The sequence below is a fragment of the Pseudomonas sp. 43(2021) genome (assembly GCF_017490805.1).
Classification (GTDB): domain Bacteria; phylum Pseudomonadota; class Gammaproteobacteria; order Pseudomonadales; family Pseudomonadaceae; genus Aquipseudomonas.
This window is the reverse complement of sequence record NZ_JAFGYJ010000009.1, coordinates 73,954-90,987: the sequence shown is the minus strand read 5'-3', so window position 1 is coordinate 90,987 and position 17,034 is coordinate 73,954. Positions and strand designations below refer to the sequence as shown.

Annotated in this window: 19 protein-coding genes; 5 read left to right on the top strand and 14 right to left on the bottom strand. The window is 64.1% G+C overall.

All coding sequences use genetic code 11. The annotated features are described in order from the left end of the window. Window positions 1–127 precede the first annotated feature (127 nt). From J5M71_RS10260 to J5M71_RS10205, 12 genes are all read right to left on the bottom strand, one after another. On the bottom strand, window positions 128–949 hold the full coding sequence (locus J5M71_RS10260) for a Ku protein (protein ID WP_207831967.1): 822 nt from the start codon (window positions 947–949) through the stop codon (window positions 128–130). Between the two features lie 74 nt (window positions 950–1,023). Further along, window positions 1,024–1,929, bottom strand: coding sequence for an SDR family oxidoreductase (locus tag J5M71_RS10255; RefSeq protein WP_207831964.1), 906 nt, complete (start codon window positions 1,927–1,929; stop codon window positions 1,024–1,026). Between the two features lie 432 nt (window positions 1,930–2,361). Beyond that, window positions 2,362–2,826, bottom strand: a complete 465-nt coding sequence (locus tag J5M71_RS10250; RefSeq protein ID WP_207832128.1) for a hypothetical protein — start codon at window positions 2,824–2,826, stop codon at window positions 2,362–2,364. Window positions 2,827–3,189: 363 nt separating this feature from the next. Then, window positions 3,190–3,777: a nucleosidase gene (locus J5M71_RS10245; RefSeq protein ID WP_207831963.1), complete on the bottom strand. Its 588-nt coding sequence runs from the start codon at window positions 3,775–3,777 to the stop codon at window positions 3,190–3,192. Window positions 3,778–3,833: 56 nt separating this feature from the next. After that, window positions 3,834–4,940 carry a carboxylate-amine ligase gene (locus J5M71_RS10240; RefSeq protein ID WP_207831961.1) on the bottom strand — a complete coding sequence of 369 codons (1,107 nt, stop codon included), beginning with the start codon at window positions 4,938–4,940 and terminating at the stop codon, window positions 3,834–3,836. A 6-nt stretch (window positions 4,941–4,946) separates the two neighbouring features. Then, window positions 4,947–5,900, bottom strand: coding sequence for a class I SAM-dependent methyltransferase (locus J5M71_RS10235; RefSeq protein WP_207831959.1), 954 nt, complete (start codon window positions 5,898–5,900; stop codon window positions 4,947–4,949). Next, the gene (locus J5M71_RS10230; RefSeq protein ID WP_207831957.1) at window positions 5,900–7,234 is read right to left on the bottom strand and encodes an iron-containing redox enzyme family protein; all 1,335 of its coding nucleotides are present in this window, start codon (window positions 7,232–7,234) and stop codon (window positions 5,900–5,902) included. Before J5M71_RS10230 ends, J5M71_RS10235 begins: the two co-directional genes overlap by 1 nt. Window positions 7,235–7,255: 21 nt before the next feature. Beyond that, complete coding sequence (locus J5M71_RS10225; RefSeq protein ID WP_063914623.1) at window positions 7,256–7,453, bottom strand: hypothetical protein; 198 nt, start codon at window positions 7,451–7,453, stop codon at window positions 7,256–7,258. A 60-nt stretch (window positions 7,454–7,513) separates the two neighbouring features. Beyond that, the gene (locus J5M71_RS10220; protein WP_063914622.1) at window positions 7,514–7,690 is read right to left on the bottom strand and encodes a KGG domain-containing protein; all 177 of its coding nucleotides are present in this window, start codon (window positions 7,688–7,690) and stop codon (window positions 7,514–7,516) included. Between the two features lie 148 nt (window positions 7,691–7,838). Then, on the bottom strand, window positions 7,839–9,122 hold the full coding sequence (locus J5M71_RS10215) for an MFS transporter (protein ID WP_207832120.1): 1,284 nt from the start codon (window positions 9,120–9,122) through the stop codon (window positions 7,839–7,841). A 4-nt stretch (window positions 9,123–9,126) separates the two neighbouring features. Beyond that, window positions 9,127–10,035, bottom strand: coding sequence for an aldo/keto reductase (locus J5M71_RS10210; RefSeq protein ID WP_207831955.1), 909 nt, complete (start codon window positions 10,033–10,035; stop codon window positions 9,127–9,129). Between the two features lie 88 nt (window positions 10,036–10,123). Beyond that, the gene (locus J5M71_RS10205; RefSeq protein WP_207831953.1) at window positions 10,124–10,987 is read right to left on the bottom strand and encodes a Dyp-type peroxidase; all 864 of its coding nucleotides are present in this window, start codon (window positions 10,985–10,987) and stop codon (window positions 10,124–10,126) included. Window positions 10,988–11,171: 184 nt separating this feature from the next. Here J5M71_RS10205 and J5M71_RS10200 point away from each other — a divergent pair, with 184 nt between their 5' ends. Beyond that, complete coding sequence (locus J5M71_RS10200) at window positions 11,172–12,065, top strand: bile acid:sodium symporter family protein (RefSeq protein ID WP_207831951.1); 894 nt, start codon at window positions 11,172–11,174, stop codon at window positions 12,063–12,065. 115 nt (window positions 12,066–12,180) lie between these two features. Here the strand turns inward: J5M71_RS10200 and J5M71_RS10195 are convergent, their stop codons facing one another. Further along, window positions 12,181–12,648, bottom strand: a complete 468-nt coding sequence (locus tag J5M71_RS10195) for a sterol desaturase family protein (RefSeq protein ID WP_207831949.1) — start codon at window positions 12,646–12,648, stop codon at window positions 12,181–12,183. A 397-nt stretch (window positions 12,649–13,045) separates the two neighbouring features. On the opposite strand from J5M71_RS10195, the gene J5M71_RS10190 reads away from it, so the two are divergent. Both J5M71_RS10190 and J5M71_RS10185 read left to right on the top strand, forming a co-directional pair. Beyond that, complete coding sequence (locus J5M71_RS10190; protein ID WP_207831947.1) at window positions 13,046–13,759, top strand: MgtC/SapB family protein; 714 nt, start codon at window positions 13,046–13,048, stop codon at window positions 13,757–13,759. 27 nt (window positions 13,760–13,786) lie between these two features. Continuing rightward, window positions 13,787–14,296, top strand: a complete 510-nt coding sequence (locus tag J5M71_RS10185) for a GNAT family N-acetyltransferase (RefSeq protein ID WP_207831945.1) — start codon at window positions 13,787–13,789, stop codon at window positions 14,294–14,296. Window positions 14,297–14,519: 223 nt separating this feature from the next. On the opposite strand, the gene J5M71_RS10180 is transcribed toward J5M71_RS10185, so the two are convergent. Beyond that, complete coding sequence (locus J5M71_RS10180) at window positions 14,520–16,088, bottom strand: sensor domain-containing diguanylate cyclase (protein WP_207831943.1); 1,569 nt, start codon at window positions 16,086–16,088, stop codon at window positions 14,520–14,522. Between the two features lie 152 nt (window positions 16,089–16,240). On the opposite strand from J5M71_RS10180, the gene J5M71_RS10175 reads away from it, so the two are divergent. Continuing rightward, complete coding sequence (locus tag J5M71_RS10175) at window positions 16,241–16,741, top strand: DUF4142 domain-containing protein (RefSeq protein ID WP_207831941.1); 501 nt, start codon at window positions 16,241–16,243, stop codon at window positions 16,739–16,741. A gap of 8 nt (window positions 16,742–16,749) precedes the next feature. Continuing rightward, window positions 16,750–17,001, top strand: a complete 252-nt coding sequence (locus tag J5M71_RS10170; RefSeq protein ID WP_207831939.1) for a hypothetical protein — start codon at window positions 16,750–16,752, stop codon at window positions 16,999–17,001. The last annotated feature ends 33 nt before the right edge of the window (window positions 17,002–17,034 follow it).

The following is a 17,034-nucleotide window of genomic DNA, read 5'->3' as shown; positions in this document are numbered from 1 at the left end:
ATCCAGCGCGGTGCATGGCACCGGCTCCGCCGGTGTTCGCGGGTAAACCCGCTCCCACAAGGTCCCTGCCAGCGCAACAAGTCCTGTGCAGCGCCCTGCGTTGCTGGCTTGCGTCAAGCGCCAGGGTTCACGACGCTTTGCGTGTCTTCTTCGCCGGCTTTTTGCCACCCAGGCTGCGCTTGAGCAGTTCGGTGAGGTCGAGGATATCTGCACCTTTGCCCGCTTCCGTCGCCTCGCCCTTCTCCACCGTCTCGATCTTGCCCTTGCTGGCCTTCTCCTCCACCAGGTCCAGGATGGTCTGGCGGAACACATCCTGGTAATCCGCCGGTTTCCACGGCCCGCTCATGTCTTCCACCAGTCGCTTGGCCATGTCCAGTTCGCGCTTGTCCACCTTGGCCTCGGTCACACTGCTGTCCAGCTCCAGCGTTTCCAGCCCGCGCACTTCCTCCGGCCAGCGCAGGGTAATCATCACCAGTGCGTCATCCAGCGGTCGCAGCAGCGCCAGGTGCTGGCGGGTGTGCAGCACCACCGTGGCCAGCGCCACCTTGCCGGTCTTGGCCAGGGTTTCGCGCAGCAAGGCATACACCTTGCCGCCACGACGGTCCGGGGTAAGGTAGTACGGCGTATCAAAGTACTGCAGCGGGATCTCGCCGGCCTCGACGAAGGAAAAGATATCGATCGTCTGGGTCGCCTCGGGCCGGGCCTTGCGGATTTCCTCCTCGCTGATCACCACGTAGCGGCCCTTCTCGAACTCAACGCCCTTGACGATGTTGTCCTTGTCGATCTCCTTGCCGGTGACCTTGTTCACCCGCTTGTAGCCCACCGGTTCCATGCTGCGCTTGTCGAGCCAGTCGAAATCGACCCGCTCGGTGCGCACTGCGGTATTGAGGGCCACGGGGATGTGCACGAGGCCGAAACTGATGGCGCCTTTCCAGATTGCCCGAGCCATTAGCGGTGCTCCCAAGGTTGCCTGCCAATACCTGAATCGACTGCACCGGGCGGCGAAGGTTTAGCTGCCCTGCCCTATGGCAGCGGGTTGCCACCCGTCACACCGAATACCTCGCCGGTGATATAGCTGGACTCCTGGCTGGCCAGCAACACATACACCGGCGCACATTCGGCGGGCTGCCCTGGGCGCTTCATGGGCGTGTGCGCACCAAAGTCGGGGATTTTCTCCGGTGGTTGGCCACCACTGGGTTGCAGCACTGTCCAGATAGGCCCCGGGGCCACGGCGTTGACCCGGATACCGCGCTCGATCACCTGTTTGGCCAGGGCCTTGGTGAAGGCGACGATCGCCGCCTTGGTGGTGGCATAGTCGAGCAAGGTGGCCGAAGGCTGGTAAGACTGGATCGAAGCGGTGTTGATGATGGTCGCCCCCGCCGGCATCAGCGGCACGGCCGCCTGGCACAACCAGAACAGCGCGTAGACATTGGTCTTCAGAGTGTGGTCGAACTGTTCGTGACTGATCTGGCTGATGTCCTTGCGCGCTTCCTGCTTGCCGGCGACGTTGACCAGGATGTCCAGGCCGCCGAGTTGCTCGTGGGCCTGGTCGACCAGTTCCTTGCAGAACTGCTCATCCTTCAGGTCACCGGCAATGGCCACCACCTTGCGGCCTTCGGCTTCGATCAGTTTGATGACTTTGCGCGCGTCAGGTTGTTCGATGGGCAGATAGTTGAGGGCTATGTCGGCACCCTCGCGGGCGAAGGCGATGGCCACGGCCCGGCCGATGCCCGAGTCCGCACCGGTGATCAGCGCCTTGCGCCCTGCCAGGCGGCCAAAGCCCTTGTAGGTGGTTTCGCCGTGGTCTGGCTCGGGCTGCATGTTGGCGTCCAGCCCCGGTGCCGGCTGGCCTTGGGCAGGGAATGGCGGGTGCGGGTACTGGGTCAGCGGGTTCTGCATGCTGAACTGGTCGTGGGGTTTGCTGGACATGGGGCCACTCCTCTGGTGAAACCGGTATTGGCCCAATCGCGGGCTTGCCCGCTCCTACAGGTATTGAAGCTGGTGGTAGTCCTGTGGGAGCGGGCAAGCCCGCGAAGGCCGCTCTACCGATTTCGAGGTAAACCGCCATCGATGGTTTTTTCCAACTGGCCCATACACCGACCAGCGGTCGATACGTCACTCAAAGCGACTAGTTCCGTACCTCAACTGCGTCCACATCCGGTGCATCTGGCGCGTCTGGCGCGTCGTCCACATCAGCCCTTGCAGCGTCTCTGGCTGCATTGGCAGCGACTTTGGCTTCGTCCCTGGCGGCATCTGCCGTAGCCCTGGCAGCATCTCTGGCTGCATCAGCTTGGTCTCTGGCTGCGTCGCGGGCAGCATCTGCCGCGTCCCTGGCAGCTTCTCTGGCGTCATCTGCGCCGGCTACGCCAGCAGCTTTTGCGGCGTCGCGGGCGGCATCCGCCTCGGCTCTGGCAGCGTCTCTGGCTGCATCTGCAGTAGCTTTTGCCGCATCCCGGGCGGCATCGGCCTCAGCCCTTGCAGCGTCTCTGGCCGCATCAGCATCGTCTCGGGCGGCGTCCCTGGCGGCATCCGCCTCATCGTTGTCGTTGTCATGCGCATCGCCTGGGCCTTTGCCGGCCATGCCACCATGGTCACCATCGCCGGCCCCCGGGCCGCCATGACCGCCATGACCGCCACCGCCATCACCACCGTGACCACTGCCTCCGCTACCACCACCGTGACCGCCGCCTCCAGAGCCACCGCTGCCACCACCGTGACCGCCACCGCCTCCAGAGCCACCGCCGCCATTACCGTGGCCGCCACCGCCTCCAGAACCACCGCCACCGCCGTGACCACCACCGCCGCCGCTGCCACCGTCTTTGGCATACACGCTGGAGAAACTACCGATGTAGTCGGGCACCAGAACGGTCGATGCCGACAGGACGCCACCAATTGCCAATGCCAACAAACATTTCTTGAGCAACATGATGCACCTCCGCTTGGCGTTGCGTCGTCATCTCCGTAACAAACGCAATGACCAATGAGTTCGCAACCGCCCATGGAGCGGCCAGCCAACCGGCGCGGCCATAGATCTGCAGTGTCAGCGAGCAACTGCGGTTTTCGCACGATCCCTCAGAGCCAGTCAGCCTCTTTGCGTGGGAAATATTCCCACATATTAAGACTAGTACTGTATGCCTGAGTTCCAGATACCGAATGTCAGGCCAAGGCACGTTTCAGACTTGCCAGCAGTCACGACTGGCTGAACAGCACCCGCCGGAAAGCCTCGGCCGCCAGGTGCACCTGCACCGCCCAGTCCTGCGCCGCGTCACTGCCGGCATCATCGGAAATGTACTTCAGGCACACGAACGGGATACCTTCGCCGCGTGCGATCAGCGCCAGCACGTAGGCTTCCATGTCGACCACGTCATAAGGTGCATTGCCATGGTTGATCTCGAAGCTGTCGCCACTGCCGCAGGTTTCCAGGGCCAGGCCGGGGATCTGCGCACCATGCTCCAACACCACCGGGATGTCCGACAAAGGCGTCTGGTAGCGGTCGAAGCCCAGCGGGGTCACGTCCATGTCGCGCTGCACGAAGCGGGTGCAGCACACCACCTCGCCCTTGCCATGGCGCTGGCTGCCGGCCGAGCCAAGGTTGACGATCAGCCTGGGCCGACGCGTGGCAATGGCCTTGGTCAGCGCGATGGCGGCATTGACCTTGCCGATGCCGGTGAACACGGTGTTGACGTCAGCGAATACCTCGCCGGCCTCGGCTTCGAGGGCGAAGACAAACAGCGTGTCATCCAGGGAAATGTCGGGGAATTGCTTGATCAGCATCATGGCGCAGGTGGTTCCGAGTGGCTGCGAAAGGCGCGGCCATTTTCGGCCAACCCCGGCTAATTGCAAGCCCCGGCGGCCACCACGGCCCGTAACGCCTGCGCCCTGCCCAGGCCAGCAGCGCGGGCCTGGGCCAGGCACTGCAGTTGCTGGTCGGCATGGGTGCCGTCGCGCAGCAGGTGGTGTGCATGGTGGAAGGCGCGTTCGGCGTCTGCGGTGTCGACCGGCAAATGCTCCTGCAACTGGGCCAGCCAGCCTTCGGCCGTAACCGGCTGTTGCCCGTGCAGGCCGATGAACTCACCGTGGCGCCCATGGCGCATGGCACGCCAGTAGTTTTCCTGGGTGATCCAGCGCTGCTCGCGGTTGCAGGCCGCGGGGTCATGCCGGTACACGATGCTGTGCTCGATCAGGTGGCGAAACAGTGCAGCGATGCACAGCGCGTCCTCCAGCCGCGGGCAGCCATCGCAGATGCGCAGTTCGACCGTCGGGAAGCGTCGCGAAGGCCGGATCGCCCACCAGAAGTCGCCGTCCGCGGCCAGCGAGCCGGTGCGCTGCAGCAAGGCACGGTAGCGCTCGTAGGCGGCCCAGTCCGGCAAAGGCTCGGGCAGCCCCATGTGTGGCCACTCCCCGCAAATCACTCGCCGGTAGCTCATGTAGCCGGTGCACTGGCCTGCCCACAGCGGGGATGACGTACTCAGTACCAGCAACAAGGGCAGCCAGCCCAGTACGCGGTTGATCAGTTGCATGCGGTCGCAGCCTGGCGGAACGCCCACGTGTACGTGCAGGCCGTTGAGCAGGCTGCGCCGCGCCACATGCCGGTAGTCCGCGAACAGTTGCCGGTAGTGCGCCGGGGTGGCGGGTTGCTGCCGCAGCCAGGCGGCATTGGGGTGGCTTGCCGCGCCGTACAGGCCCATGCCCTCTTCGGCCAGCGCGGTGCCCAGCCGCTGGCGGCTGTGCTGGAAGAACTCGCGTGCCTCGAACAGGTTGGCAAACACCGGCGAGGCCACTTCGATCTGGCTGCGGAACATTTCCTGGGCAAAATGCTGGCCCAGCGCCTCGCGACAACGCCCGACCACGGCTGGCGAAGGTGTGGCTGGCACCCGCCCCGAGTCCAGGTTCACCAGCAGGTATTCTTCCTCGATGCCGAACGTGCAGGGTCGTGCCATGCTGCCTCAGCTGTTGCGGGTGACTGTAAGCACCACGGCGGCGATGCGTTCGACCTGCTCGTAACCGGGCTCGCTCAGTTGTTCGCCAAACACATCCGGGTCGATTTCCCGATACACCCAGGACCACGCCGGGCCCGCCAGGCGCAGGCGGACGGCGTCGAGCAAGGCGTCCCGGCCATCGATGATCGCCACGCCGGTATACAACAGTAGCGAGCCGCCTGAACCCAGCCGCTCGCAGGCCTGTTCGACGATCCGCAGCGACAGCTGCGCGCCGAGCGAACCACCGCCATGCCGATAGGTACGTTCGCTGGCATCCAGCATGTACGGCGGGTTGGCAACGATAAGGTCGAACAGCCCGGTAATGCCGTCGAGGATATCACTCGGTTCCACGGACACATTGCTCAGGCCCGCCAGTGCCGCGTTGATCGCGGTGTAACGCAGCGCGAGCGGGTTGATGTCCACGGCGCTGACTTGGGCATGGGGCGCCGCCCGGGCAATCAGCAAGGCGCCGACACCGGTGCCGCAACCAATATCCACGGCATGCTCGATGCGCTTCGGAGTGCGTTGCAGATGATCATGGATGACCTGGGCGAAACGGTAACTGTCCGGGCCGAAAAATACCGCGTCGGCTTCCTGGGTGGGGTACGCGGAGTGCACCAGCAGCAGGTCGTCGATTGTGGACCAGCGCACGGTGCTGAGCAGCAACTCCCCGTGCGCCTTCAGCACCTGGGCACGCCGCATCTGATCCAGCTCATCGGCAGAAACCAATGACGAACGGAACGGACGGTTCCAGCCGAACACATCGCGTGCGGTCCTGGCCTGCTCGGCTTCCGGGCGCGCATTCACCCGAGCATGAGTTGCCGGGGTGACACTGGTGAAGCGGTAGCCGTCGGCACGCAGGCGCTTGCCCAATTGCAGCATTGCCTGGTCAGCCTGGATCTGTAGTGGATCGAGCAGCATCAGCGGGTTGCCTCCTGAATCAGGCCGGTAGCCTGCAGGTAGCGCCGGGTGGCCAGCAGTCCTTCCGGTGTCGCATGGCGGTTACCGGACAGCGTGTCGATCAAGGTCTCGATATCGGCGTCCGGGGCAGGAATCGTAAGCGCATCATCCAATTGCACATGCACCTCCCAGCTGCCAGGCAGCACGCGGCGACCCCGGGCTTGCCAGCCTGCCGCGATCCAGTCGTGCCACAGTTGTTTTTCATAGGCGGTGAACACGCCATACATCGGTGCCGAGGGGCCGTCGATCAGCGCCCACCAGCGGCTGTTGGCAGGCTCCTCACCGCGGCGGATCCAGCCCTGCGCCTGCAGGGCCAGCAAAAACGCGGGCATGGCACCGGGCTCGGCCAGCCATTGGTTGACGGTGCGCTTTTGCACGCGGCAATGGTCGGCGTGCATGAATTGGCCAAAGGAGCGCTTGTGCTCCAGTGCCGACAGCAGTTCGGTTTCAAGATCGAAGCTGCTGATCAGGCTGGGTGTATCAAGCCCCAGGCCATTCAAGCGGTAGCCACTGCGCACCCGCTGGTAGAACTGGCCAGCGTCGTCGACCGGGCAGAGTTGGCGTAGCGCCTGGATGGACAGATGCGCATGCCCGCTGGCCGCGTTGTCGATGGTCACGTGAAGCTGAAAGTAATGACCATCGATGCCCAGCTCCGCCAGTTCGTAGGTGGTGATCAACAGATGCAGCGGCGGTTGTTCGTAGCCCAGGTTGTAGCCGATCACCTCGGCAAGAAAATCATCGCCGTAGCGCCCCAGTGCCAGCTGCAAGGCGCCTTGCAGGTAACGCTGGTCGTCCAGCTCAGGCAGCACCAGGCAACCCAGCCGGCTCAACAGCCGTTGGTAGATCAGCACGTGGTTGCAACGCGGATCGCCGCCGCCCAGCTCTTCCATGTAGGTGCGGATAAGCCCGTGATAGCGGGGATCGCCCCAATGTCGCAAGGTGCTGTGCAGCCATGCCCCGTCCACTGCCTTGGTGGGCGCCACCTGTTGCAGGAACCACAGTGCCTGGGCGCGGTTGGCAAAATAGCGCCTTGGTGCACCTTGGCGGCGTTGCTCAAGGTAACACGCATAGGCTTCAGCCACCTGGCTGGCATGGCGAGCGCTCCAGGCGTCCAGTTGAGCAGGATCGGCAGGCAGGTCATCCGGCAAACGTTGCGCACGTGCCAACTGTTCGCTGAGCCACGCGGCGCTCGTGGTGTCGGGGCCTTCGAGCAACGTCTTGTAACGCTCGGTCAGGCTTGGCCCATTTGCCGAAGCCGGTACCACCGCGTCGGTCTTGCGGGTTATTGCCGTCATGCGGTAGTCCTTGTCCACATTTTATTGGCTGGGTTTCTGACCGGGCATCGGTTCAGGGTCTGGAGCAGGTTGTGGAGCAGGTTTGTCGCCGGGTTGCTGCATCTGCAGCGAGGGTTTGCTTTGGTCGGCATCCTTTGCCGGGTGGTCGTTATCCCGGTCGAAACAGCCAGCCAGCAAGCCAAGGGTGCCCACCAGGGCTATCAGAGGGATCAATCGCATGGGGTTCTCCTTCTGTGCAAGATCGCAGCGCCCGGTCGCCCGGGCACTGCGTAGCCTCATTTACGAACGACCGCCCTTGCGGCCCGATTCGCTGGTACGGTCGCCACCGGATTGCTGGCCGCCCTTGCGCCCAGCTTCGGAGGCTTTTTCGCGGTCATTGGCAAAGTTGCCCGGGTTCTTGTTGCCACCTTGGCTGCCCTGCTGGTTGCCGGTGCGGCTGTTCTCTTTGTTGGCCATGGTCTTAAACCTCGTATGACTTCGGAATGCACGGCATTACCTGCCGTACACCTGTTGGGAGTTCGGTCATTCCGGCGGATTCGGTTTAATGCGAAGCGTTCGGACCAGCGGCATTAAATAAGCGGCACCAGCATATTTGGCGCGCCTGTCAGTCGCGCGGCGTGCTATCCAGGCGCGCCTGGCGCCGTCCCAGCCAACCTCCGGTCGTCGCCCAACCCAAGGCAAGCAGCGTACCGATCAGCATCGCCAGTTGCGGATGCTCACCCATCACGTCCAGCGCCCGTTTGAGCCAGCCACTCAAGGCGTCGCCGCCACGATAGACCACGGTGTCGATGAAGTTCTTGGCCTTGTACTTGTCCTCGGCGGGCAGCACGGTGAACAGCATCTCCCGCCCCGGCCGCACCAACGCGTACTCACCGGCCCGGCGCACCACCATCACCACCGCGAAAACGGCGAACACCGGGGCCAGTGCCAGCCACAGGAAGCCCGCTGCCATCACCAGCGGCACCGCCACCAGCAGCACGCCCACCCCCATACGGCGAGCCAGGCGACCGGTAAGGAACACTTGAGTGAGGATCGCCAGGGCCTGAACCACCGTGTCGATCAGGCCGAACACCTGGGTTTGTCGGGTACGCTCGGTGAAGGTTTCGCTGACGATGCGCGCCTGTTCGAAATACAGGAAGGTGCTGACACTGGCGAGCAATACCACGAACAGCGCAATGCCCAGCAGGTAGGGCGAGCGCAGTACGGCAGTGGCACCGGCAAACGGGTTGCCGCCCAGTGGTCGGGAGTCCGGCCGCTCGGCTTGTACCGGCAGTGGATGGCGCGTTCGCCAGCGTTGCAGGAACAACGTCGCGCCGATGCTGCCCAGCAGAAGCGCCCCGGCCAGCACCAGCAAACCGGCATGGCCCAGCGGTACCACCAGCAGCGTACCCAGGATGGGACCACTGAGCCCGCCCAGGCTGGCCCCGGCCGCCAGCAGGCCGAACAGGCGCTTGCCCTGGGCGGTGGAAAACAGGTCGGCGAGTACGCTCCAGGCCAGCGAGATGCTCAGCAGATTGAACACCGACAACCAGATGTAGAAGGCCCGGGCCGTCCATGGCGCTTCCGGGTCGCGGGCGAACAGCACGGCAAAAAGCAACAGGTTGCTGGCGAAGAAGCCGTAGGTCCAGGGCAGGATGTGCCGGCGCTGTACCCTGGAGGCCAGCCAGCCAAACAACGGCAGACACGCCAGGGTGGCGATGAAGGTGCCGGTAAACAGCCATTGCAGGTTGTCCACGCCACCGGCAACGCCCATGGTTTCACGCACCGGGCGCAGCATGAAGTAGCCAGTGAACAACTGGTAGAACAGCAGCACACCGGCGATCACCGCCGGCCCCTCGCCGGGCTGGATGTTCAGCCCCTGGTCCAGGCGCCGCCGCCAGGCTGCCATGGTGTCAGGCAAACAGCTCGATCAGCGCCTGTTGCTGAGGCTGGGTCAGCAACGGCCCGTGTCCGGCCTTGAGCTGGTCAAGTTGGCGCTCGGGCCGGCTGGTCGCAGGGATGACCGTGGTCACCGCCGGGTGGCTGATGGCGAATTTGAGAAACAACTGTGCCCAGCTGCCGATACCCGCCTCTGCGGCCCAGCCGGGCAAGGCCTGGTCCTTGACCCGGGCAAACAGGCGGCCGTCGTCGAAAGCCCGGTTGATCAGCACGCCAACGCCCTTGTCCTGGCACAGGGGCAGCAGTTCGCGGGCGGCGCCGGGGGCATTGACCGAGTAATTGATCTGGATGAAATCCAGCGGTTCGCTGCGCACGATGCGGGCGACCTCGTCCTGGCCACTGTTCAGGTAATGGGTGATGCCGACATAGCGGACTTTGCCCTGCTGCTTCAATTCGCGGGCATAGGGCAGCTGGGTCTGCCAGTCGCGCAGGTTGTGGATTTGCAGCAAGTCGACCTTGTCGGTGCGCAGGCTCTTGAGGCTACCGGCCCATTGCGCTTCGGCGTCTGCCCGGCTGTCGGCGGCGATCTTGGTGGCGATGAAGCACTGCCGGTGCCAACCGCCCTCTTCCAGTAGCTGGCCGAGAATGCTGTCGGCGCCGCCGTAGTTGGGCGAGGTGTCGATGACCCGGGCACCGCCTTCGAAGAACGCCTTCAGTACGACTTTCAGCTGCTGGTACTGGGCCGAGCCGGCTTCCACTTCGAAACTGCCGGAGGTACCGGCACCGATCACCGGCAGCGCTTCACCGGTGGACGGCACCTTGCGGGTCAGCAAACCTGCCGGGGCGGCGGCGTGCAACCACGGGCTGGCGGCCAGCAAGCCCAGGGTTGCACCCGCGCGTAGGACATCGCGACGTGCGTACATGGAAAGCTCCCGTCATGGCGCGGAAACTTTCAAGGCTAGCCGCTGTACCCCGCTGCAGCCGGTGTTTCTGTATCTGGATGTGTAGCGATCAGGCCTGCATCAGCAGGCTCAGGTCGACACCCGCCTCGCTCATGGGTGGGCACCAGTAGTAACCACCGGTCAGTGGCCGGCTGAAGCGGTACAGGCCGTCGATGATGCCGTCCTCCAGGCCGCTCATGCGCCGCAGCTGCACTTCGAATGCCTCGAAGCTGTGGCCCAGGGCCACGAAGGCCAGGCCAGCGCCACGTTGGTCAGCCCAGGCCACCGAACGACGGACGATGAACGCTTCTGGCTCGAAGCTTTCCTGGGCCGTGCGCTTGACATGGGCCGACTCGGGGGCGTCGTCGAGCTCTTCGTTGTCGCTCAGGCGGCGGCCGATGATGTTGTCCTGGTCGGCCTGGGGCAGCGACTTGAAGTACTCCAGGTCGTGCTTCCACAGCTGGAACGCGGCAAAGCTGGAGCCGTCGGCGGCAATGGCCGCCTGCACGGCCTCTTCGTCCACCGGGTTTTCGGTGCCGTCTTCATAACCGGTCAGGTCATGGCCGCCACGGTGCAGGAAGCCGTCGACGCTGTCGGCCAGGCGCAGGGCTGGTGCCAACGCCAGCTCCAGGGCCTGGGCACGCAGCAGCAGGTCGCCGCGCTCGTTACCGCGCAGCCACAGCCACAGGGCGTGTTGGGTGCTGGGGTTCTCCACGGCGGCATCCAGCTGCGGGAAGGCGCGCAAGCCAGGTACTTCACGGCCCAGGGCCCTGGCCAGCGGGGCGCCGACACCCAGGATCAGCTGTTCGCCATCAACCTGCGACAGCAGGGCATCCAGGGCGGCAGGCAGGGCCTCGGGCGACTGCAGGGTGAAGAACAGGTGACGGGCGTGAGCCGGCACCGGGGTGGCAAGCAGACCTTGCTGGAAAGGCATGACAGGCTAATCCTCGGCTAAAACAGGAATGCTACTGCGCCCGCAAGCCTACTGCAACGCGGCATGCAGCCTCACTGGCCGCAGCGCTTGGTAACAACCGGTTACCAAGCGCTGGCGCTTTGCAATTAGCTATCAATCAGGGCCGGCCTACACTCTTCGGGATCCTTCGCCCGAGAGACCGCCCATGACTGCCTCACCTTTGCTCACCGCGTTTCTGCCGCTGGCCCTGGGTATCATCATGCTCGGCCTCGGGTTATCGCTGACCTTGGCCGACTTCGCCCGCGTGGTGAAGTACCCCAAGCCGGTAGTGGTAGGCCTGGTTTGCCAGATCCTGCTACTGCCGCTGGTGTGCTTCCTGATTGCCAACGGGTTTGGCCTGGAGTCGGCCCTGGCGGTGGGGCTGATGCTGCTGGCCGCCTCGCCTGGCGGCACCACGGCCAACCTGTTCAGCCACCTGGCCCATGGCGATGTGGCGTTGAATATCACCCTGACGGCGGTCAACTCGTTGATCGCGATCCTGACCATGCCGCTGCTGGTGAACCTGTCGCTGAGCTGGTTCATGGCATCGGACCAGGCCATCCCGCTGCAGTTTGCCAAGGTGATGCAGGTGTTCGCCATCGTCCTGCTGCCGGTGGCGCTGGGCATGCTGATTCGCCGCTTCGCCCCCGCTTTCGCCGCACGCATGGAGAAGCCGATGAAGCTGGTGGCCGCGTTGTTCCTGGCGTTCACCATCGTCCTGGCCCTGGCCAAGGACTGGCAGACCGTGGTTGCGTACGCGCCGGTGGTGGGCCTGGCCGCGCTGCTGTTCAACCTGCTGAGCCTGGGCGTGGGCTACTGGGTGCCGCGCCTGCTTAGCATCCCCAAGCGCCAGGCGATTGCCATCGGCATGGAGATCGGCATTCACAACGGGACCTTGGCGATTGCCCTGGCGTTGAGCCCTTCACTGCTGAACAACGCCACCATGGCGGTGCCGGCGGCGCTGTACAGCCTGATCATGTTCTTCACGGCGGCGGGGTTTGGCTGGTGGGTGAGCCGCGGGCATGTGGCCGTGCAACCCAGGGGTGAAACAGTGAACTGAGGCGAGTTCCCTGTTGTAGCGGGCGTGCCCGCGAACACCGGCAAAGTCGGTGCCATCCACCGCGCAGCCTGCTTCGCGGGCACGCCCGCTCCCGCAGGTCAGGTGCAAGCCCCTGTCACAACTGGCTGCGCTCACGCCGCAACTGCTGCTTCAGCACCTTCAACGGCGGTGCATAGAAGAACCCGAACGACACACTCCCCGTGCGCCCCTTCACCGCATGATGCAACCGGTGCGCGCGATGCAAACGCTTGAGGTAGCGGTTGACCGGCCGTGGCTTGCGCGGCCAGTGCCGGTGAAAGAACCCGTCGTGGGCCACGACATACAGCACGCCGTACCCCGCTACCCCGCCGCCCACCCACTGCAAGGGCGCATGACCACCTTTGCCCAGGGCTACCAGCACCGTGGCGATCAGCCCCAGGGCCACCAGGTACAGGTCATTGGTTTCGAGCATGCCCAGTTGCGGCTCATGGTGCGAGCGGTGCAGCCACCAGCCCCAGCCATGCATGATGTACTTGTGAGCCAGCGTGCCAACGCCCTCCATGGCCACCAAGGTGCCGAACAGCACGGCGAGATTGAACAGCATGGAAGGGTCCGGGTGATGGCAAGGGAAGGCGCAAGGGTACCGATTGCTCGTGTTTTTTTCCATGCAGGCGTGACCGGTAGCAAGCCCGGTGCGGATGAAGCCCGTTGTCATGTTTTCACCCTTGACCTGGCCTGCCACGGGGCGTAAGGTCCGCGACGCAATTTTGCATCCCTGAACAGGAGACCTGCATTGGACAGTAGCCCCAGTCGCATGCGACAGGCCCACGTGGCGCGCTAGTCCGGCAGTGTCCTGCACTGTCTGGCCGGCCTGGCAAGACGGTGGTTTCTTGTAACCCCCTCTTCTTCCTTCCCCTTCGTGGTCCTGCGCATTTTCTGGTTTTTCAACCGCGCCAGTTGATGGCGTTCATGCGGGCGTGTGCCCGTGGAAGAGGTTTGCTATGGATTGGAAAGTATTTCTGCTGCGTGTCAGCATCGCCCTGCTGCTGGGGGCGCTGATTGGCGCCGAACGTCAACTGCGCCAGCGCCTGACCGGGCTGCGCACCAATGCACTGGTCAGCACCGGTGCCTGCCTGTTCGTGCTGATGACCCAGGCAGTGCCGGGCATGGCACCCACCGATGCGTCGCGCATCGCCGCGTATGTGGTGTCGGGCATCGGCTTTCTTGGTGGCGGTGTGATCATGCGTGACGGGTTCAACGTACGTGGCCTGAACACCGCCGCCACGCTGTGGTGCACGGCTGCGGTGGGCGTACTCTGCAGCCTCGGGCTGCTGCTGGAGGCGACGCTGGGTAGCCTGGTGGTGCTGTGCGCCAATATCCTGCTGCGCGACATTGCCCAGCGCCTGGACCGCCAGGAAGTGGTGCCGGCCAGCGAGGCGGAGCAGCACTTCGAAGTGCGCATCGTCTGCCGCGCCGAGGACGAGATCCAGGTTCGCAGCCTGATGTTGCACAGCCTGGGCGACCCGCAACTGCGCCTGCAATCACTGCACAGCGAAGATTTGGCCAACCCTGCACGCCTGGAAGTGCGCGCCGAACTGCTGGGCACCGCGCAGGCACCAGCGCAACTGGAGCGGTTGGTCAGCCGGGTCAGCCTGGAGAAAGGTGTAAGCTCGGTGCGCTGGCAATTGCAGCCACAAGTGCTGGCGGCAGATTAGGATCGACAACTAGAAAAGGACTGGCTCATGCGCATCCGCCCTACCCTTGAGCGCGACATTCAATGGCTCCCGGACGTCGAGCGTTCGGCGGCCCAGGCCTTTGCCGCCTGGCCGGCGCTGGCATGGCTGGCGCAGGGTGATGTGATGAGCCGTGAGACACACCGGGCATTCGTCGATGCAGGCGGTAGCTGGGTGGCTGAGGATCTGGAGGGGCGCATTCTGGGGTTTGCCTGTGCCCGCCTTGAGGATCACGCGCTGCATCTTCATGAAATTTCGGTGCGCCGGGAGGCCCAGGGGCAAGGTGTCGGGCGCAGGCTGCTGCGGCAGGTGATCGATGCGGCACGACAGATGGGTGGGCGGGAGCTGACCTTGACCACCTTTGCCGAGGTGCCGTGGAATGCGCCGTTCTATGCGCGGATCGGGTTCGAGGTGGTTGATGAGGGGCTGCTGGATGCGCGGCTGCGGGGCATTCTGGCCAAGGAGCTTGCCCATGGGCTCACGGGGCGCTGTGCAATGCGCCTTTATGTAGGGCCTTGAGCGCTTGGGCGCCGGCAAGCCAGCGCCCACCTCGATAGCGTTGAGCTCAAGCCATGCGCAAACCCTGTGGGAGCGGCTTTAGCCGCGAAGAATCCAACGCGGTGCATGGCACCGGCTGCGCCGGTGTTAGCGGCTAAAGCCGCTCTCACAGGGCCCCTGCTAATTCAATGAGTTATGTGCAGTTCCATGAGAGCCGGCTTGCCGGTGCAGGCAATTGAAGGAATCATTCTTCCCCTCCCACTCCCACACGCCCCGCCACACAATACCCATCCCGCCCCTGGCGCTTGGCCTGGTACAGCGCCGCATCCGCCGCCACCATCAGGCTCTCGGCCGTCACGCCCTCCCGTGCCAGGTCACCCACGGCAATCCCCGCACTGAACGATACCCGTCCCAGTGGGCTGCCTGCATGCTCCAGCAGATGCCGACGCAACAGCTGTTGCACTTCCTGCACCAGCAGCTCCGCCCCGCGTGCATCGGTATCGGGCAGCAGCAGTGTGAACTCCTCGCCCCCATAGCGCACAGCCAGGTCGGCCGGCCGCTTCAGCGCCTGTTGCAGCAACTCGGCAAAGCGCCGCAGGCACTGGTCGCCCGCTGGGTGCCCGTAACGGTCGTTGTAGGCCTTGAAGTAATCCAGGTCGAGCATCACCAGCGCCAGTGGATAGCCCTGGCGCCTCGCCCGGCGCAGCTCCGGCTCGAACACCGCATCCAGCCGCCGGCGGTTACCCAGCCCGGTCAGGCTGTCGGTCAGTGCCAGGGCCTTCAGGGTCTGGTGTGCCTGGTGCAGGGCCCGCTCGATGACAATACGCTCGCGCAACTGGCGCAGCACCACACCACCAAAGGCCGCCAGCCCCACCAGTAACAGCAGCAGTACCGACACCGACTTGATTGCGTCTTGCCGCCAGGGCGCGACGATCGATTCCCGCGACAAGCCCGCCTCCACCACCAACGGGTAGCTGGACAGCGCGCGAAAGCCATACAGCCGTGGCGTGCCGTCGACCACGGCGACCGCCTCGGCCACCCCTTCCGTTGCATACGGCAAGTGGTTGCGGAAGATCTCGCTGTTGCTCAGGCTACGGCCCACTACCTGCTCGACGAACGGCCGCCTGACCAGGATGGTGCCGTCGCGCTTGGCCAGTACCAGCGCGCCACGTTCGTCGATCTTGAAGTCGCCATAGTAACGCACGAACCACTCCACCTTGATGGTGCCCAGCAACACCCCGGCGAAGCTGCCATCGGCATATTCCAGGCGCCGTGAAATGGGGATGATCAGGTCGCCAGTCGAGCGGCTGCGCACCACCGAGCCGATGTGTACTCCACGGTCGGGATGGTCGCGGTGGTAAATGAAGTAGTCGCGGTCGGCATTGTTGGCATTGGGCGGGACTACCGCCTGGTCGGTAACGATCCAGCTGCCATCGGGGCCATACACGAACAGCCCGTGCAACTGCGGCATGATGCGCTTCTGCTGGACCAGCAAGGTATGCAGGCGCGGCCGGTCGATGTGCTCGAAGCCGTCGCCTTCCAGGCGTTCGGCCAGCGCCGCGGTGATGACGTCGACCTGGCGGATGGCGTCTTCGGCATGCTGCGCCGTGGCTCGGGCCAGGTTGGTAACCATGTTTTCGGCATTGGTGAAGGCGTGCCGGTAGTCGCGCCAGATACGCCAGCCTTCCACCAGGACAAAGGCCAGCATCACCACCAGCATGAACGCCAGTACCAGGCGGAACAGCGCCACGGCACGGCCCTCGCCGGTTATCGCAAAGAGGCCGTCGTCATCCTGCTTCCTGGCTGCACACATTGAAATCCCTAGGTATACCGCGTTTGCCGTCTTTCACTATAGTTGAGCGCCACCTGGGCGCTGCCGCCCAGGAAAAAGATTAAACCTTTGCCGCCCGTGCCCCCTCAACCGTACGCGACACTGAGGTCGCGTCAAGGTTTAAGGAGTGAAGCATGAGCAGTCTCTTCATCAAGCGCGTCGGTTTTTCCATGGTGTTGGGCCTGGCATCGGTACACGCACTGGCGGCTAGTTCCGATGACTTCGTTGAGGCGGCCACCGAGGCCGGCATTGCCGAGGTGGTCACTGGCAACCTGGCCCAGGAAAAAAGCCAGAATACAGCGATCAAGGCATTCGCCCAGCAAATGGTCACTGACCACACCCAGGCCAACCAGAAACTGGGGGACATCGCCCGCAAGCTGGACATTTCCGTGCCCGACGAGGCGGCAATGACCGACAAGGTCAAGAAAGTGATCCTGGAATGGCGAGAAGAGTCGTTCGACAAGTCCTACATCAACAACCAGGTCGATGCGCACGAAAAGGCGGTGGAGCTGTTCAAGAAGGAGGCGGCCTCGTCAGACAAGGCTGAGCTCAAGGCCTTTGCGAGCGAAACCCTGCCCAAGCTCGAACAGCATCTGGAGCATGCCAAGGCGCTTCAGGCCAAGCATGGCAAGTGAGGCCCTCCATGAGTAACGATGCATTGAAAACCGAAGTGCTGACTCGCCTCCTGCACGCCCACCCTCAGGGGCTGGGCAAGGAAGTGCTGGACAACTACCGTGGGGAAAAGGCGGTGGCCGGCATGCTCAAGACACTGCAGGAAGCCGGCTTGATCCAGGATGGCAGCGTGGCGGTAAGCAGCGACCACCAAATCAGCGTGAACTACCCCATCAAGCTATCGGCGGCAGGTGTGGAGGCAGCCAGACAAGCCGAAGACTGAGCGCGCTCGGTAACAGCGGCCTTGTATCGCGAT

Excerpts from the sequence above, each read along its gene's own strand:
- J5M71_RS10260 (WP_207831967.1), bottom strand. The coding sequence starts at position 949 with ATGGCTCGGGCAATCTGGAAAGGCGCCATCAGTTTCGGCCTCGTGCAC.
- J5M71_RS10255 (WP_207831964.1), bottom strand. The coding sequence starts at position 1,929 with ATGTCCAGCAAACCCCACGACCAGTTCAGCATGCAGAACCCGCTGACC.
- J5M71_RS10250 (WP_207832128.1), bottom strand. The coding sequence starts at position 2,826 with ATGCCAAAGACGGTGGCAGCGGCGGCGGTGGTGGTCACGGCGGTGGCG.
- J5M71_RS10245 (WP_207831963.1), bottom strand. The coding sequence starts at position 3,777 with ATGATGCTGATCAAGCAATTCCCCGACATTTCCCTGGATGACACGCTG.
- J5M71_RS10240 (WP_207831961.1), bottom strand. The coding sequence starts at position 4,940 with ATGGCACGACCCTGCACGTTCGGCATCGAGGAAGAATACCTGCTGGTG.
- J5M71_RS10235 (WP_207831959.1), bottom strand. The coding sequence starts at position 5,900 with ATGCTGCTCGATCCACTACAGATCCAGGCTGACCAGGCAATGCTGCAA.
- J5M71_RS10230 (WP_207831957.1), bottom strand. The coding sequence starts at position 7,234 with ATGACGGCAATAACCCGCAAGACCGACGCGGTGGTACCGGCTTCGGCA.
- J5M71_RS10225 (WP_063914623.1), bottom strand. The coding sequence starts at position 7,453 with ATGCGATTGATCCCTCTGATAGCCCTGGTGGGCACCCTTGGCTTGCTG.
- J5M71_RS10220 (WP_063914622.1), bottom strand. The coding sequence starts at position 7,690 with ATGGCCAACAAAGAGAACAGCCGCACCGGCAACCAGCAGGGCAGCCAA.
- J5M71_RS10215 (WP_207832120.1), bottom strand. The coding sequence starts at position 9,122 with ATGGCAGCCTGGCGGCGGCGCCTGGACCAGGGGCTGAACATCCAGCCC.
- J5M71_RS10210 (WP_207831955.1), bottom strand. The coding sequence starts at position 10,035 with ATGTACGCACGTCGCGATGTCCTACGCGCGGGTGCAACCCTGGGCTTG.
- J5M71_RS10205 (WP_207831953.1), bottom strand. The coding sequence starts at position 10,987 with ATGCCTTTCCAGCAAGGTCTGCTTGCCACCCCGGTGCCGGCTCACGCC.
- J5M71_RS10200 (WP_207831951.1), top strand. The coding sequence starts at position 11,172 with ATGACTGCCTCACCTTTGCTCACCGCGTTTCTGCCGCTGGCCCTGGGT.
- J5M71_RS10195 (WP_207831949.1), bottom strand. The coding sequence starts at position 12,648 with ATGCTGTTCAATCTCGCCGTGCTGTTCGGCACCTTGGTGGCCATGGAG.
- J5M71_RS10190 (WP_207831947.1), top strand. The coding sequence starts at position 13,046 with ATGGATTGGAAAGTATTTCTGCTGCGTGTCAGCATCGCCCTGCTGCTG.
- J5M71_RS10185 (WP_207831945.1), top strand. The coding sequence starts at position 13,787 with ATGCGCATCCGCCCTACCCTTGAGCGCGACATTCAATGGCTCCCGGAC.
- J5M71_RS10180 (WP_207831943.1), bottom strand. The coding sequence starts at position 16,088 with ATGTGTGCAGCCAGGAAGCAGGATGACGACGGCCTCTTTGCGATAACC.
- J5M71_RS10175 (WP_207831941.1), top strand. The coding sequence starts at position 16,241 with ATGAGCAGTCTCTTCATCAAGCGCGTCGGTTTTTCCATGGTGTTGGGC.
- J5M71_RS10170 (WP_207831939.1), top strand. The coding sequence starts at position 16,750 with ATGAGTAACGATGCATTGAAAACCGAAGTGCTGACTCGCCTCCTGCAC.